The 16,083-nt window shown below is 65.7% G+C and carries 16 protein-coding genes and 1 pseudogene; 10 read left to right on the forward strand and 7 right to left on the reverse strand.

Annotation, left to right across the window (positions count from 1 at the left end; all coding sequences use genetic code 11):
- Positions 1 to 96: 96 nt before the first annotated feature.
- Positions 97 to 1,194 (reverse strand): vitamin B12 ABC transporter permease BtuC, encoded by a 1,098-nt coding sequence (btuC, locus tag C486_RS16895; RefSeq protein ID WP_008458307.1) that lies wholly within the window; start codon positions 1,192 to 1,194, stop codon positions 97 to 99.
- A 58-nt stretch (positions 1,195 to 1,252) separates the two neighbouring features.
- On the opposite strand from btuC, the gene C486_RS16900 reads away from it, so the two are divergent.
- The 4 genes from C486_RS16900 (at position 1,253) to C486_RS16915 (ending at position 4,134) form a co-directional block, all read left to right on the forward strand.
- Positions 1,253 to 2,323, forward strand: a complete 1,071-nt coding sequence (locus tag C486_RS16900) for a PGF-CTERM-anchored ABC transporter substrate-binding protein (RefSeq protein WP_008458309.1) — start codon at positions 1,253 to 1,255, stop codon at positions 2,321 to 2,323.
- Between the two features lie 98 nt (positions 2,324 to 2,421).
- On the forward strand, positions 2,422 to 2,703 hold the full coding sequence (gene srp19, locus C486_RS16905) for a signal recognition particle subunit SRP19 (RefSeq protein WP_008458311.1): 282 nt from the start codon (positions 2,422 to 2,424) through the stop codon (positions 2,701 to 2,703).
- Between the two features lies 1 nt (position 2,704).
- The gene (locus C486_RS16910) at positions 2,705 to 2,965 is read left to right on the forward strand and encodes an H/ACA ribonucleoprotein complex subunit GAR1 (protein WP_008458313.1); all 261 of its coding nucleotides are present in this window, start codon (positions 2,705 to 2,707) and stop codon (positions 2,963 to 2,965) included.
- A 98-nt stretch (positions 2,966 to 3,063) separates the two neighbouring features.
- Positions 3,064 to 4,134 (forward strand): presenilin family intramembrane aspartyl protease PSH, encoded by a 1,071-nt coding sequence (locus C486_RS16915; RefSeq protein WP_008458315.1) that lies wholly within the window; start codon positions 3,064 to 3,066, stop codon positions 4,132 to 4,134.
- Positions 4,135 to 4,206: 72 nt separating this feature from the next.
- Here C486_RS16915 and C486_RS16920 read toward each other — a convergent pair whose 3' ends face one another.
- The 4 genes from C486_RS16920 to C486_RS16935 form a co-directional block, all read right to left on the reverse strand.
- Complete coding sequence (locus C486_RS16920) at positions 4,207 to 4,902, reverse strand: DUF6517 family protein (RefSeq protein ID WP_008458317.1); 696 nt, start codon at positions 4,900 to 4,902, stop codon at positions 4,207 to 4,209.
- 89 nt (positions 4,903 to 4,991) lie between these two features.
- Complete coding sequence (locus C486_RS16925; protein WP_008458318.1) at positions 4,992 to 6,125, reverse strand: sensor histidine kinase; 1,134 nt, start codon at positions 6,123 to 6,125, stop codon at positions 4,992 to 4,994.
- Positions 6,126 to 6,219: 94 nt separating this feature from the next.
- On the reverse strand, positions 6,220 to 7,740 hold the full coding sequence (gene cysS, locus C486_RS16930; RefSeq protein ID WP_008458320.1) for a cysteine--tRNA ligase: 1,521 nt from the start codon (positions 7,738 to 7,740) through the stop codon (positions 6,220 to 6,222).
- Positions 7,741 to 7,888: 148 nt separating this feature from the next.
- Entirely contained in the window at positions 7,889 to 8,509 is a 621-nt protein-coding gene (locus tag C486_RS16935; RefSeq protein WP_008458322.1) for a DUF7509 family protein, read from the reverse strand.
- 98 nt (positions 8,510 to 8,607) lie between these two features.
- Here C486_RS16935 and C486_RS16940 point away from each other — a divergent pair, with 98 nt between their 5' ends.
- The gene (locus C486_RS16940; RefSeq protein WP_008458324.1) at positions 8,608 to 9,012 is read left to right on the forward strand and encodes a winged helix-turn-helix domain-containing protein; all 405 of its coding nucleotides are present in this window, start codon (positions 8,608 to 8,610) and stop codon (positions 9,010 to 9,012) included.
- A gap of 51 nt (positions 9,013 to 9,063) precedes the next feature.
- Here the strand turns inward: C486_RS16940 and C486_RS16945 are convergent, their stop codons facing one another.
- On the reverse strand, positions 9,064 to 9,588 hold the full coding sequence (locus tag C486_RS16945) for a DUF7523 family protein (RefSeq protein ID WP_241432540.1): 525 nt from the start codon (positions 9,586 to 9,588) through the stop codon (positions 9,064 to 9,066).
- Between the two features lie 131 nt (positions 9,589 to 9,719).
- On the opposite strand from C486_RS16945, the gene C486_RS16950 reads away from it, so the two are divergent.
- From C486_RS16950 to C486_RS16970, 5 genes are all read left to right on the forward strand, one after another.
- Positions 9,720 to 10,046 carry a NifU family protein gene (locus tag C486_RS16950; protein ID WP_008458328.1) on the forward strand — a complete coding sequence of 109 codons (327 nt, stop codon included), beginning with the start codon at positions 9,720 to 9,722 and terminating at the stop codon, positions 10,044 to 10,046.
- Positions 10,047 to 10,227: 181 nt separating this feature from the next.
- Positions 10,228 to 10,485, forward strand: a complete 258-nt coding sequence (locus tag C486_RS16955; protein ID WP_007108611.1) for a BolA family protein — start codon at positions 10,228 to 10,230, stop codon at positions 10,483 to 10,485.
- 115 nt (positions 10,486 to 10,600) lie between these two features.
- Complete coding sequence (locus C486_RS16960; RefSeq protein WP_008458333.1) at positions 10,601 to 11,062, forward strand: PH domain-containing protein; 462 nt, start codon at positions 10,601 to 10,603, stop codon at positions 11,060 to 11,062.
- A 31-nt stretch (positions 11,063 to 11,093) separates the two neighbouring features.
- A complete protein-coding gene (locus C486_RS16965; RefSeq protein WP_008458334.1) occupies positions 11,094 to 12,668 on the forward strand; it encodes a PH domain-containing protein in 1,575 nt (524 codons plus the stop codon).
- A 661-nt stretch (positions 12,669 to 13,329) separates the two neighbouring features.
- Positions 13,330 to 14,745 carry a class II fumarate hydratase gene (locus C486_RS16970; RefSeq protein ID WP_008458339.1) on the forward strand — a complete coding sequence of 472 codons (1,416 nt, stop codon included), beginning with the start codon at positions 13,330 to 13,332 and terminating at the stop codon, positions 14,743 to 14,745.
- A 172-nt stretch (positions 14,746 to 14,917) separates the two neighbouring features.
- On the opposite strand, the pseudogene C486_RS16975 reads toward C486_RS16970, so the two are convergent.
- Positions 14,918 to 15,993: pseudogene (locus tag C486_RS16975) on the reverse strand (CNNM domain-containing protein).
- Between the last annotated feature and the right edge of the window lie 90 nt (positions 15,994 to 16,083).

Genomic DNA, 16,083 nt, shown 5'->3' on the forward strand with positions numbered 1-16,083 from the left:
GATCGCCGAACGCCAGGGAACAGCCGTCGACGGAGACGGTCACCGGATCGGGTCCGACCCCGGCTTCCCGGTCATCGTCGCGGTGATCAGCGTCTGTCATACCGAATGCACCTCCCGGCGGGTGAGTAGAAACAGGAAGAACGGCGCGCCGAGGGCCGCCGTGATGATCCCAACGGGGACGACGGCGGGACCGGCCCGGGCGATCGTATCGGTCGCAACCAGGAACGACGCGCCCGCGAGCGCGCTGGTCGGCAACAGGATTCGGTGATCGGGGCCGACGACGAGCCGCATGATGTGCGGGACGACGAGCCCGACGAAGCCGATGATGCCCGCGACCGCGACGCCGGCGGCGGTAATGACGCTCGCGAGCGCGAGCAAGAGCAGTTTGGTGCGTTCGACCTCGATGCCGAGGTGATGAGCGTCCTCCTCGCCGAGCAGGAGGACGTTCAGGTCCCGTCTGAACGCACACAACACGAGGACGCCGACCAGCGTGATCGGGAACGCAAACGCCACGTCGCCCCACTGGCTGTTGTTGAGACGCCCCATCATCCAGAAGACGGCTTCCCGCAGCGAGTCGCCGCTGTGGACGAGCATGTACGAAATCATCGCGCCGAGAAACGCCTGGACCGCGACGCCGGCAAGCAACAGCGTCGCGACCGGCGTCCGTCCCCCGTCGGTCGCGATCGCGTAGACGAGAAACGCCGTCGCGAGCGCGCCGGCGAACGCCGAGAGGTGAAGCCCCCCGAACGGAACCAGCGCCGGAAACGCGATCGCGGCGACCGCCCCCGCGGCGGCACCGGCGGACACGCCGATGATCGACGGATCGGCCAGCGGGTTTCGGAAGAACCCCTGCATCACGGTTCCCGCAGCGGCGAGTGCGAGCCCGACCGTCGCCGCGAGCGCGATGCGGGGCAACCGAAGGTTCGCGACGATGATCTGGCGCGTCGCCGGAACGTCGAACGAAAAGACGGCGGCGTACTCGAGCCCGGGGACCGGCACGGAGAGGCCGAGAACGGGAACCGTGGCGCTGCCGACGGTTACGCCCGCGGGGACGACGATCGCGTTCAGCATCGCCATCGCGACCGTCACGAGATCGATCCTGACCGGGCCGAGGGCAGCGCTGATAAGGGAAACGACGACCAGCAGAACGACTAACCCGGCCGACCATGCCGCCGTTCGGACCGGTCGATACATATGGCAACCAAACTTGCAGTGGGCAAATATTTGTTGAAGTAGGGTGGAGGATCGTGCGATGCGACGATCACTCCCCGTCTTCCTGGCCGTACTGATCGCCCTTTCGGCGTTCGCACCCGCTGTCACCGGACAATCGACCGACAGCCCCGACTCGTCGGTCGAGTGCGAGTTCCCGCTCGAGGTCACCGACGCCACTGGTGAGACGATGACGCTCGAGGACGCACCCGGCTCCGTCGTGGCGCTCCAGCCCAGCGACGCACAGACGGTGTTCGAAATCGGTGCCGAAGATCGGCTCGTAGGTATGCCCGACAACCCGGCGACGAGCGACCTCGAGCTGGGTGATCGAACGGCCGTCACCGACGGGTATGAGATCCTTTCCGAGCGAGTGGTCGATCTCGATCCCGACCTCGTCTTGGCCGCTAACGTGACCGACGAGGAGATCGTCGAGCAACTCCGCAATGCCGGACTCACCGTCTACCAGTTCGACGATGCCCGCTCGCTCGACGACGTTCGCGACAACGTCCTGACGACCGGCGAACTCACCGGCGAGTGCGACGGGGCCAACGCAACGGTCGACTGGATGGACGAGCAACTCGAGATCATCGACGGGGCGCTCGAGGACGAGGAGCGACCGCTGGCGTACTACGCGATGGGCGAGGACGGGGCCACAGTCGGTACCGAGACGTTCATTCACGAAGCCATAACGACTGGTGGAGTCGACAATATCGCCGACGATGCGGGGATCGCGTGGTATGGACAGATAAACGCCGAGACCGTCGTTGACGAGGATCCAGAGTGGATCATCTACCCGGATAACAGGGAGGAACCCCCGATACCCGACCAGGTCAAAGCGACGGCGGCGTACCGGAACGGCAACGTTCTCGCCGTCAACGCGAACCACATCAGCCAGCCCACCCCGCAGGTCGTCTACGCGATCGTCGACATCGTCGAAACGGTCCATCCCAAGGCCTACGAGCAGGTGAGTGACGAACTCGAGGCGTCTCCTGAGAGCAGTGATGCGACCGATACCGACGCGGCAAGCGGCGAGAGCGCCATCCCTGGATTCGGTGTCCCTGTCGCCGTCGTCGCCCTGCTGGCCGCTATCGGGGTCGCCACACGGCGTCGATAATCCGGGCGACCCGTTCCCCGCCACTCCCCGGTTCAGTTCGGCATCAGTTACGTATCGTTTTGAAAAGGGTTTACTCGCCGGACCTCCCAGGGACGCGCATGGTCGAGAACGTTATCTGGCCCGCCTATCTCGATGCGTCCCTCTCGCGGGCCGAGGGACGGCGCGTATCCCTGGATCTGGCGGTCGAGGAGCCGACGGTCGACGAGATCGCGAAGGCCGTCCAGCAGATCGGGTACGACGCCACGATCGAGCGGGACAAAGCCTACTCTCGAGAACACTGGGCCGAACGGGGCCGCGTCGTCGTCCGCGGGGCCGACGACTCGACGAAAAACGACCTCGTTCAGGCCGTCGCGGCGTACGTCGTCGCGATGCGTGAGTAACATGCATCGGGTTGGCACGGTCGTCCGTACTGCGCAGGGGCTCGCAATCCTGCGGGCGGACGCGGTCGACGGCGGCGAGCGCGCCACCGATATCGACGGCCACCGCGACGATATCGGGACGATGGTCATCGACGACGACCTCGAGACCGTCGGCCGCGTCGTCGACGTCTTCGGACCGGTTTCGCGGCCCTACCTGGCGGTGACCCCCGACGACGGAGTCCACCTGCCGTCGCTGGTCGGATCGACGCTATACGCCCGGTAACGGCCCGATACGACGCCGTTCGGTCCGGCATCGATCGCTCTTTTTTCGGCGACCTCGAAGTGGAAAGGCCAATAGGAGCGGGGGACAAACGCCGCGCCATGAACGACCGCACTCGGGTCCTCGCCGCCGTCGGCGCGACGGTCTGCCTGTTTCTCGGCGTCCAACTCGGCGCGCTGGCGTTGGTCGACCCATTCACCGAATCGGGCCGACAGGCCGTCGAAAACCCCGACGATCCGACCAACAGCATCCTCTACGTCGGCATCATGCTCGTCGCGACCGGGCTCATGCTCGCCGCGTTCAAGTACGATCTCGACCGCCTCATTCGGCTCCTGCTCGTCGGCGTGAGCGTGATGATCTCGTGGTACGTCTTCGCCGAACTCGTCCCCGCGATCGTCGACCCGTTCATCTCTGAAAGGGTCGCAAGCGGTCTCGCGGTCGTCGCCTCGCTGGCCGTCGGCGGCGCACTCCTGTGGTATCCCGAGTGGTACGTCATCGATGGCGCGGGGGTGGTGATGGGAGCCGGTGCCGCCGCCCTGTTCGGGATCAGCTTCGGCCTCCTTCCCGCACTGCTGTTGCTCTCGGCGCTCGCGATCTACGACGCCATCAGCGTCTACGGCACCGAACACATGCTCGATCTCGCCGAGGGCGTGATGGACCTCAAGATTCCCGTCGTGCTCGTCGTCCCGCTGACCCTCTCGTACTCCTACCGTGCGGCCGGCAGCACCGACGACGTTCTCGAGGACGGCGGCACCGAAACTGAGGCGCGCGACGATGCTGCCGGTGACGCGCCCGGCGACGCTACGAACGGTGTTGCAGCCGACCCCGACGATACCGACGCGGCTGCCGACGACGGACCGGACGCTGACGGCGCGCTCGATCGGGACGCACTGTTCATCGGCCTCGGCGACGCCGTCATTCCAACGGTTCTCGTGGCCAGCGCGGGGGCGTTCCTCGACGCCGGCACCCTCGCCGTCCCCGTCCTCGCGGTGAACCTGCCGGCCATCGGCGCGGCGGTCGGCACGATCGCCGGCCTGCTCGCGCTCATGTACATGGTTCTCGAGGGGCGGGCCCACGCCGGCCTGCCACTGCTCAACGGCGGCGCGATCGGCGGCTACCTGCTCGGCGCGCTCGCAAGCGGGCTCTCGATCGCCACCGCGATCGGCCTCTGACCGCGGCTTCGCAGTCGCCGATCGCGCCGTCGCCCTCGTCGCGACTCCCCGTGCCGTCGGTTCTCGCTGGACTTACTCTTCGCCGCCGTCCCCATCGTCTTCGACGAGATCGACCTCGAGATCGTCGTAGTGCTCGAGACCGCGAACCAGCGTATCGATCCGCGCGGCCTCGCCCGGCACGATGTCAGCGGCGGGGTACATGGCGGCCACCACGATGTGGTCGTCCTCGTGGTCGCGCTGGACGATGTCGAGAACGATGTCGGCCTCGTACTCGTCCTGCAGCGTTGCAGTACCCCCGTACGTCTGGACCGAAAAGCGCTCGCCAAGCGCCTCGAGCGCGCGACCGCCGACGGCCCGTTCGATCTCGAGGCCCGCGTAGTGGTCCTGGATGCGGTCGGCGATCTCCCTGTTCGAGAGCTCGCTCACCGGGTTGAAATCCGTGTCACCGACGCGAACCTGGGGCGTCGTGAGCACGCCGAACACGCCGGATCGAACCGGCTCGTCGCCGAACTGCTCGGCCGGCAAGTCGATCGCTCGGTCGTACGTGCTGATGTAACTCGTCGCTTCGATGTCCTCGCCGCCGACGCGTTCCTCGTCGACCCGTCGTCTCGTCCCCCGGTACTCGTAGCCGGCTTCCGCGGCCGCTTCGTCCGAGACGCGCGCCGGCGCTGCCGAAAACGTCGTCACGTCGTTGATGCCGCTGAGGCAGCCGGCCGCCGTCCCGATCACGCCGGCCGCGAGCGCGCCGATGAACTGCCGTCGATCCATGTCACTCACTCCGACCAGTGTCGAACGGATAAGCGACGCGGCGATCTTCACGGCGTGATGACCATGCGGCCGGCGTTGTCTCCCCTCGCCTACGAGCCAAGGACGGAGACGCCGCGGACGTCGAATCTGGCACCGCCGTCACGGCCCGTCGTGACCGAAACCGACCAGCCGTGTGCGTCGGCGACGTGTCGGACGATCGCGAGCCCGAACCCCGATCCATCGGCGTTCGAATACCCGGACTCGAACACCTGCTCGCGCTGGGTGGCCGGAATCCCCGGGCCGTCGTCTTCGACGTAGAAGCCGTCGACCGCGACCGCCTCGCCCGCCCAGTCCGCATCCCCCGCGTCTTCGCGGCGAGCCTCGTCGACCGCCGGCTCGCTTCGCTCATCGGCTCCTCCCACCGCCTCGAGCGCCCCGATTTCGATGCACGGAGCGTCGCCCGCGTGCTCCACGGCGTTTCTGAACAGGTTCTCGAACAGGTGACTCACGAGCGAGGCGTTCGCACGGATCACGATGTCGTCGCGGACCGAGACCGTCGCCGCCCCCGTCCGGACGTTGGCCCACGCAGTTTCGACCGCGGTGGCGAGCGAAAGCGGATCGGTCTCCTCGACTTCGTCGACGGTCACGAGCACCAGCGCGTCGTCGATGATCGCTTCCATGCGCTCGAGCGACGAGCGCAGTGCGCTCCGCTCTCCGTCGTCGGCGTCGAGAGCAGCATCGTCGTCCAACTCGAGCATCTCCGCGTGGGCCAGCGCGACCGATAACGGGTTGCGAAGGTCGTGCGAGAGCAGTTTCGCGAACGACTCCATCCGGTCGGCCTGGTCTCTGGTCCGTTGCTCGAGCAGCCGTCGCTCGGTGATATCGATGTGCATGACGAGGACGTACGCTTCGTCGTCGTGTTCGTACGGCGTCGCCTGCATCATGTACCAGCCGTCCTCGTCAGGGCCGTGACAGGGGTACTCGAGGGAAAACGTGTCGCGTTCGCCGGCCGCGACGGCGCGGATGCCCCGTGCCGTCGCCGTCGCGTCGGGATCGTCGCTGGCTTCGCAGACCGCGAGGTAGTTGCTCCCGACCCCACCCGTGTCCTCGCTCAGTCCCCGTGCGTCGCCAAACGAGTGCCACGACTCGTTCGTATAGACGATGTCACCCGCGTCGTCCAGAATGGCGATGCGCGCGGGGAGCGCGTCGAACCCGGCCACGACGAACGAGTCTGAACGTCTCATTGTGCCCCCTTTGAACGCGACCTACTTGAGCCATCTTGCCGCTGGGCCGGCATACGACCCCGGCCGACCACGGCGGGACCGGGTCGAACCCCGCTTACTCCTCGGCCGGCAGCCGATACGTCGAGCCGTCGTCCGTATCCTGCACCTCGATCCCGAGCGCCGCGAGCTCGTCGCGCAACTCGTCGGCGCGCTCGTAGTTGCCGGCCTCGCGCTCCCGCTCGCGGACTTCGAGGACGAGGTCGACGACGTCGCCCGCGAGGTCCGCGGAGCCGGTCGTCTCGCCGGTAAAGCTGAGGCCGAGCACGCCGCCCAGTTCCTCGAGCGTTTCGACGGCCCCTCGAAGGCCGCGGTAGTCGTATTCGGGGCCGGCGTCGCGGTCCGTATCGCTGCGTGCGGCCTCGAGATGCCGGTTGATGGCCGTGGCGATCGACAGCAGCGCCGACTGGGCCTCCCGCGTGTTGAAGTCGTCGTTCATCGCGGTCGTAAACGCCTCGCGCGCGCCGTCGATCGCGTCGCGCAAAGCCTCGTCTTCGACTTTCGAACTCGCCGCGGGAGAGTCAAGCGCCTCGACGGCCGCCTCGTAGCCCCGCTCGAGTTGGTCCCACCGCTGCTCGGCCTCGGCGATCGTCTCGTCGGCGTAGAGCTGTTTGCTGTTGTAGGAGCCGGCGGTCAGGAACGTCCGCACGACGTTCGTTCCCCAGCGGTCGATCGCGTCGTCGACCGTGACGAAGTTACCCAGACTCGAGGACATCTTTTCGTCGTCCATCTGGAACAGTTCGCAGTGGAGCCAGTAGTTGGCGAACGGCTGGTCCGTCGCGGCTTCGGACTGCGCGATCTCGTTTTCGTGGTGCGGGAAGACCAGATCCCGGCCGCCGACGTGGATATCCAGGGTCTCGTCTAGGTGGGTCATGCTCATCGCCGAGCACTCGATGTGCCAGCCGGGACGGCCCTCGCTCCACGGCGAGTCCCAGGTCTGCCCCTCGGGCGGGTCGCCGCCATGGTCGACACCCTCGTGACGGTGCTCTTCGACGGCGTCGGGGTCGACACCGCCGGCCTTCCAGAGCGCGAAATCCGCCGGATTGCGCTTCTCGGCGCGCTCGTCGGGCTCGCCTTGGGATTCGATCTCGTCGAGTTCCTGATTCGAGAGTTTTCCGTACTCGTCGAATCCGGTCACGTCGAAGTAGACCGAGCCGTTGGACTCGTAGGCGTAGTCCTTCTCGATCAGGGTCTCGACGAGGTCGATGATCTCGGGCACGTGTTCGGAAACGCGGGGATAGACCTCCGCACGCAGGAGGTTCAGCGAGCGCATGTCGTCGATCGTCCGCTGGATGTAGGTCTCAGCGACCGCGGCCTCGCTCCCGCCGAGGTCGTCCTCGCCGACGCGGGCGACGATCTTCTCGTTGATGTCGGTGAAGTTCTCGACGTGACGGACGTCGTAGCCGAGGTGCTCGAGCCAGCGGTGCATGACGTCGACGTGGACCCACGACCGCGCGTGGCCCAGATGCGGCGGGTCGGAGACCGTCAGGCCACAGTAATACAGGAGCACGTCCTCGGGGTCCCGTGGCTCGAACGGCTCGCTCTCACCCGTCAGCGTGTTCGTCACGTGCAGAGTCATTACGCGCATTTCCCCCGGACGAAAGTTAAACGGTGTGATGACACCCGGGTGCGCCACTCGTCGGGCAGCGGGCCGAGCGCGGGCCGGACGTGACCGAGACCGGTCGGTCACGAGGAATCCGACGCCGGAGCCGAGAGCACGACCGGTGTCAGTCGAGCGCCTCGAGGTCGCCGAACCGCTCGCGGTTCATCGTCGTGACGACGAACCGGCGTACCGTATCGAGTAGGTCCGCCTCCGTCTCGTACGTTTCGACCCGGAGGTCCCAGCGGGTTCGCGCCGACCGGATCATCTCGCTCGTCACGTTCGCCTCGTGGACGAAGACGATCCTGTCCCCGTGCGTTTTCGCGACGTTCTCCAGGATGCTTCCCGCTTCCTCGCCGACGCCGAAGTTGTGTCCGAGAAAGGGGACGGCGAAGACAGTCGCGTTCGCGTGGCGAGCGTACGCGATGCTCTGGGTCACCGCATCGATCTCGTCCGTATCGATATCGATGTCGACGGCGAGGAACGCGTTTACGCCCGGGTCGGTCCGAAGCGTTCCCTGTACCCGCCGGAGCAGTGCTTTCGCCTCGTCGATCGCGTCCTCGTTCTGGAAGAGCGTTCTGAACGGGCCGGGAAGGGCGTCGATGTCTACGTCCCGTAGCTTCTCGTCGGACAGGATGTAGTTCAGATTGAAGGATTTGTACGGCCCCATCAGGTAGAGGAGGAACCGATCGTACGTGACCGCGCCGAGCCGGTCGGCGATACGATCTCGCGTGATCTCCCGGGCCATGCCCCGACCGACTCGGCGGGATAGTATAAAGACGGGTGTTTTCAGCAGATGCTGGCTTGACAAGGACTAAGAGACGAGGGCCAGTAGTACTCGCCACGATGGGGACGAAACATACGCGGGTCGCCGACGACCCGGACGATCCGGACGACCTCCTCCCGGCGGAGAGCGTGCTCTCCCTCGAGGAGTACCTCGAGATGCAGGCCGCGATCGGCAACCGGACCCGTTTCGAGATCGTCTACCGGCTCTCCCGGACCGACGAACTGACCCCCACGGAACTCGAGTCGCTGATGGAGATCGACGATAGCACCCTCCACTACCACCTCAACGAACTCCGGGACGTGGGCCTTATCGAAAAACGCGTCCGGACCGAACGGGACAGCGAGGGGCTGTATGCGTACTACAGGGCGACAATTCTCGGTGACGTCATCCTCGAGCACGGCGTCGAGGAACTCCTCCGTCGCGAATGGGCGTTCAGCGAGGCCTACGATAGCAGCGAGGACTGAGCACGGGCAGTTCGACCCTCGCCGGCCGTCCGAAACCGTCTCCCCGTTTTTTCACGTCGTGTCACTGTCCACTCGCTCGAGCGCGTCTTCGACCGCCCGCAGCGCGTCGGCTCCCTCGAGGCGATCGACCGTGACCACCATCGTTCCGTCGGCGACGCCCGCCGCAGTCGCTGCCAGTCCGTCGGCCGAAAGCCGCGCCAGGACGTCGGCGAGTGCGGCGGCATCGACATCGCCCGTCGCGACGATTGCGGTACGATCACCGCCGCAGGGACCAACCGCCACACCGCCGACGCTAACGAGCGGAGCGGCGGGTTCACCGTCCACGTCGGCTCCGTCGGCGTCGGTCTCGAGCGGGCCGATCCCGCGTTCCATCCGGACGCGAACGGCTCGCGACTCGGTCTCGTAGGCCGGGAGTTCGTCGGCGTATCGCCGCAGTGCCGTCGCAATGGCGTCGGTCTCGCCGTCGACCGCGAGAAAGCGAGCCGCGGCGGTGTAGTTGACGACGCCGGCTCGCAGGGCGGTCCGGAGGAACGGCCGCCGATCGACCGCCCGACGGGTTTCGGCTGCCAGTGACATACCGTGGACGGCGTCTCGCGACGGTATAAAGTCGCCGCCATCGTGTCGGCCGGGTCGCAGTCGCGCCGTCGCCACGGTCCGGGGGAGCGGTCGCCCGACAGTATATATCGCTCGAGTGCCTCGCCTTACCCATGAGCGAGTCTGACACGGAGCAGTCCCCCGAGGACGCGGTCCGCGACGAAGTGTCGCTGTTCCTCCGACGGAACTTCCCCCAGATCGAGATGCACGGCGGCGACTCGTCGATCACTGAGATCGACCTGGACGAGCGCCGCGTCTCGATCAACCTGAGCGGTGCCTGCAGCGGCTGTGGTGTCAGCCCGATGACGACGCAGGCGATTCGACGGCGTCTCCCGTCCGAAATCGACGCGATCGACCACGTGTCGGTCAGTACCGGTCTCGAGGGGCTCGCCCAAGAGAGTTCCTCGGGTCGGGACGTGCCGCCCGACACCCCGTTCTGAACCCCCGACTCACGGTCTCGGTTCCCGCACTCGATCCGTTTCCGGGCCGGACGGGACCCGCCACGACGGGTCTGACCACGGCGAATCGGCGGTGTCTCCCGGCAGACGACACTGACGACGGACCAGTTGGCCGTTGGCCGCGACCGCGATACTTTTGCCACGAGCGATGCATGCCCTTCGTATGGAACCAGCAGCCGTCGAGGACGTCATCGAATCGAATCTCGAGGACAGCGAGGCGACGGTCACGCACGCACGTGACGAACACGACGATGACCACCTCGCTGCGACGGTCGTCTCGCCGGTCTTCGATGGGCTCTCACTCGTCCAGCAACACGAACGAGTATACGACGCGCTCGGCGATCACATGACGACCGACATCCACGCTTTGGAACTCTCGACGTACACGCCCGAGGAGTACGCCGACCTCGACGAACAGTAGGTGCGGATCGGCTTCGCGCTGTCCTCGAGACAGCGCTTGTCGGTGGCTTCGATCACGACGCCGTCCGCCCGCTCTGAACCGTATCTTTATCCGCCAGGATTGACATGATATGGGTATGGAGTCGCTTCATCCCCGCATCCGGTTGCTCTGGATCGCTCGCGGCGCGCTCGCGGCGGTCGTTCTCGCCGTCGCACTGGTCGTCCTCGACCAGTGGCGGCTCACCGTTCCCACGGTCGCGATCGGGGTCGTCGTCGCGCTCGCGCTCGTCCTCGTCGTCGCCTACGCCGTTCGCCTCTATCAGGTCTGGCGGTTCGAACTCCAGGACGACGCCCTCTACCTCGAGCGGGGTGTCGTTACCTTCGTCGAGACCGCGGTCCCGTTCGTCCGCGTCCAGCACGTCGACACGCAGTTCGGGCCGATCGAGCGTGTCCTCGGACTCTCGAGCGTCGTGGTCTACACGGCCGGCTCCCGGAACGCCGACGTTCGGATTCCGGGACTGACGCCGGATCGGGCCCGGAGCCTCCAGGAAACCCTCCGCGAACTGGCGGTCGAGAGCGAAGCCGAGGACGCCGTTTAACATGAAGCGCTTACATCCACTGAGCGGAGTGATGCTGGCCCTTCAGCGCGGCGTCACCGGCTTCTCCATGCCGTTTTTCTTCGTCATGATCTCGGCGAGCGTCGTCGATTTCGTCGCTATTGACTGGATATTCTGGTTGGCTCCGATCGGCTTCGTCGCTGGCGCGGGGTACGGCATCGCCTACTACTACCGATTCGGATACGCAGTGACGGCCGATACCGTCGACGTCTCCTCGGGGGTGTTCTCCCGACGATCCCGGGAGATCCCCTACCGGCGGATTCAAAACGTCGATGTCTCGCAGGGCCTCCTCCAGCGTGTGCTCGGTGTCGCCGTCGTCTCGATCGAGACCGCTGGCGGTGGCGATACCGAGGCGACGCTCCACTTCGTCAGCGAGGACGAGGCCGAACGGATTCGATCGGAGATCCGCCGGCTGACGGCTTCGACAGCGGCGTCGACCGCCGACCCCGACGCCGATCGTCCGGAGTCCGCCGACGAGTCGACTTCCCCTTCCGACCCCACCCGTCGCGACCGACCGGAAGACGGGGCCACGCCGACTCAGTTGTTCGAACTCGAGGTCGAGGAACTGCTGCTCTACGCCCTCTCGTCGTTCCGGTGGGGGGCAGCGGTCTTCCCGCTCGTACTGGTGGTGTTCCTGACCGGCTCCGATTCGGGGACGGGCCTCGTGCCCGCGTTCGTCATCGACGCCGCGCGTCCCTTCGGCGGCCCGGCAACGCTCGAGGGGGTGGCGATTGGCCCGCTGCTCGTTGTGATCGCGGTCTCGCTCGTCCAGTGGTCGGTTTTCACGTACGTCTCGAGTGCGATCTATACGGTCGCGAACTACTACGGGTTCCGACTCGGCCGCGCGGGCGAGGACTTCGTCTACGAGCGCGGACTGGTGCAGCGCTACAGCGGGTCGATCCCCGTCGAGAAGGTCCAGTCGGTCTCGGTTACCGAGAACCCGGTCCAGCGGCTGGTCGGCTACGCCGGCCTCTGGGTCGAAACGGCGGGGTACGGCCCCGACAGCGGGAGCAGTAATCAGTCGGCTGTCCCGCTTGCCGGGACCGACCGCGTGTACCGGTTCGCCGAGAACCTCACCGGCGTCGAGACACCCGAGTTCCGGAGTCCGCCGCGGCTGGCTCGCCGCCGATACCTCGTCCGCTATTCGATCGTCGCGGCCGTGATCGTCGCCGCCGCGGTCGGTCTCACGCAGGTCTCGACGTTCGAGCGCTGGTATCTCACCGCCGTCGTCTTCGTGGCTGTTCCGCCCGCCGCACACCTGAAATACGTCAACATGGGCTATTTCGTGGGTGACGACCACCTCGTGATCCGGAGCGGGTTCTGGAACCGCCGGACGACCGTCATCCCCTACTACCGGATTCAAACGATCTCGACCCGGCGGTCGATCTTCCAGCGACGGCTCGAGTTGGCGTCGCTGACCGTTGACACCGCCAGTTCGCGGACCTTCGCCTGGGGAACGCCGACGATCTACGACATCGACCTCGAGACGGCCCGTGAGATCCACGGCACGGGCCGGGAACGACTCCAGTCGGCGCTACGCGAGCGCGCCCGCACGGACGACCTCGACCTTTCAGTGGATTTTACATGACCCGCTTCGCTCTCCCGCGTATCCAGACGGAACCGACGGACGCGTGAGGGAAACGAGCGAGATCCCTTATTACTGCGACGGATATCGAAGAGCAGCTTTCGGTCTTCTGACGACGAGCCGACCCGTTTAACAGCCTATTGCCGACAAAAATATCGAAAACGAGACGGGAATATTATATGCTGTGAGTGGTGTCTATTGTCGTGTGGGTTTCGAGCGTATCCAAACCGATCACGGTATCGGAGCAATAATTCTTGGAATCCTATTGCTTTATTTGATTAGACGTGGTGCAAATACAGTTCTAGTAGCGGCCGGCTGTCTCGCCTTTGTGTACGTCTTGGCAACAACGTACGAACCGATTGCACGGTCCGTCATCGTTACGACGACGATGGTCGCAGTTCTGTCTCTGACTTCGCTGTTGATCGGCGTGATTTGGTTCGATGAATACCGTATCCTTGCCCTTTTGGCGCTACTTGTGTCGATCGGCGGGTTTCGTGTCCTTCACACGATCATCTCCGCACGGCTGTAGCGATCAAAAATCACGTTCATCCGTGGCTGGGACCAGTGACGTCGACTCGAGCCGGTAGCCGGCGCTGCGCGAGCCCGCATGACGATCGATCGGCCTTTCGGTGGATTTTACGTGACTCGCGCAGACGCTCCGCGTATGGCAGACGGAGACGACTACCGACTCGAGGAGGACAGCCTCGGCGAGATGCAGGTTCCGGCCGACGCCTACTGGGGGGCACAGACTCAACGCGCGATTCAGAACTTCCCCATCTCGGGGATCACGTTCAGCCGGCGGTTCGTCCGTGGGCTGGGCGTCGTCAAGAAGGCCGCCGCGCAGGCCAACCGCGACCTCGGACTCGTCGACGACGACGTCGCCGAGGCGATCATCGAGGCCGCCGACGAGGTCATCGCCGGCGAACACGACGACCAGTTCCCGGTCGACATCTTCCAGACCGGGTCGGGCACGTCCTCGAACATGAACGCAAACGAGGTCATCGCCAACCGCGCCGCCGAGCTCATGGGCGCGGAGATCGGCGACCGCGTCGTCCACCCCAACGACCACGCCAACTACGGCCAGTCGAGCAACGACGTCATCCCGACCGCGATGCACGTCGCCTCGCTCGAGGCCGTCGAGAAGGATATCATCCCGGCGCTCGACACGCTCCGCGAAGCGCTCGAGGAGAAAGAGGAGGAATTCGACGATGTCGTCAAGACCGGCCGCACGCACCTGCAGGACGCGACGCCGGTCACGCTCGGCCAGGAGTTCTCGGGCTACCGAACACAGGTTGAGAAGGGCCTGGCCCGCGTCGATCAGGTCCGCGACCACCTCGGCGAACTCGCGCTCGGCGGCACCGCGACAGGAACCGGCCTGAACACCCACGAGGAGTTCCCCGGCCGCGCAGCCGAGTACATCACGAAGGAGACCGGCGTCCAGTTCCGCGAGGCCGACAACCACTTCGAGGCCCAGGCCGCCCACGACGCGATGAGCGAGGCCCACGGCGCGCTCCGCACGGTGGCGGGCTCGCTGAACAAGATCGCAAACGACCTGCGACTGCTCGCGTCCGGGCCGCGCAACGGCCTCGGCGAGATCGAACAGCCCGAGAACCAGCCCGGCTCCTCGATCATGCCCGGCAAGATCAACCCGGTCGTCGCCGAGGCGGTCAACCAGGTCCACAAACAGGTCGTCGGCAACGACGCCGCCGTCTCCGCCGGGGCGGCCGAGGGCCAGATCGACCTCAACCTCTACAAGCCCGTGCTCGCACACAACTTCCTCGAGTCGGCCGAGCTGATCTCGAACGCGAGTCAGGTCTTCGCCGAGCGGTTCGTCCGCGAACTCGAGGCCAACGCGGCGTACTGCGAAGAGCGCGTCGAGCAGTCGATGGCGATGGCCACCTCGCTGAACGTCCATATCGGCTACGACAAGGCCAGCGAGGTCGCCAAGACCGCGCTCAAGGAGGACAAGACCGTCCGCGAGGTCGTCCTCGAGAAGGGCTATCTCGACGAGGCGGAGGCCGACGAGGTCCTCGATCCCCGGAAGATGGCCGAGCGCGGTATTCTCGGACAGGACGACTGAAACGGCGCGGAATCTTGTTTTCAATCCGGCTTCCGGCGTCGCCGAGGGCCGACTCGGCCTTTTCCTCGAGCGTCTCGGTGAGCTGCGGGGCGATACTCCCTGACGCGCCGCGGACGAAACGCGACCGCGCGCATTCGCGGGGAGCGGTCATCCTGCCGACACCGACAGCCGATCAGCGATCGACCGGCTCGAGTCGCGCGCCGTCGAGTGGGTCCTCAATGTCGCCCATCACCGCCTCGAGCAGGTCGGTTACGGTCACGAGGCCGACGACGGTGCCATCCTCGATCACCAAGGCGAGTTCCTGATTTTCGGCCTGGAACTGGTCGACCGCGTCGCTGACGTCCGCGTCGGGCGAGAGCGTCATCGGCGGCGCTGCCAACTCCTCGAAGTCGACGGTGCCGTCGGCCAATTTCTCGCGATGCCTGACGAGGATCGGCGTGTAGAGGATGCCACGGAAGTCCGTCAGTTCGCCGCCGACCAGCGGGTAGCGGGTCTGTGGCCGCTCTTCCATCTTCCGGAAGTTCTCCTCGGGGTCGGCGTCGGTCGAGAGCGCGACGATCTCCTCGGGGGCACCATCAGTTCGCTGATGGACTGTTCGCCGATCTGGAACGCGTTCATCACCTCTTCGCGACGTTCCTCGGAGAGATCGCCCTCCTCGAGGATCGAGCCCAGCCGGTTCCGCAGGTCGGCGCGGGACTCGATGACGTTTTCCTCGGTCTCGAGCCACGCGCCGGTCATCTCGACTCCGAAGAGTTTGAGCGTCAGTTTCGCAATACCGTCCCCGATCGTGATGATCGGCGAGATGATCCAGTGGAACCAGTACAGCGGCGTCGCGCCGTATCGACAGACCAGCCGCGAGCGCTCGACGCCCAGGTACGTCGGCGTCTGTTCGCCGTGAGTCAGGTGAACGAGGTTGATGATGAGGAACGCAAGGATCGACCCACTTCCGACCGTGGCCAGAAACGTGTTCTCGAAAAGCGGCTCGAAGATGGCCGCCAGTGCCGGTTCGGCGACGATCCCGACGGCAATGCTCGAGGCGGTGATCCCGACCTGGCACGTGGTCAGATAGAGTTCGAGGTCGTCGGTCATCGCCCACGCCCGCTCGAGTTTCGGGTTGTCACCGACGAACTCCGCTTCCGTGAACTGCCGAGCGCGCGTCAGCGCGAACTCGATCGCGACGAAGAAGGCGTTCGCCAGAATGAGCACGATGCCCGCGAACAGCCGGCCACCGATGACAAGCGAGTTCATCATTCGGCCATTGAACCGGTGAACATAAATCAATCGGGGAAATCGTTCGTGTCCGAATCGACCGGCTGACGGCCCCATATACCATAACTC

The organism is Natrinema gari JCM 14663 (assembly GCF_000337175.1).
Classification (GTDB): domain Archaea; phylum Halobacteriota; class Halobacteria; order Halobacteriales; family Natrialbaceae; genus Natrinema; species Natrinema gari.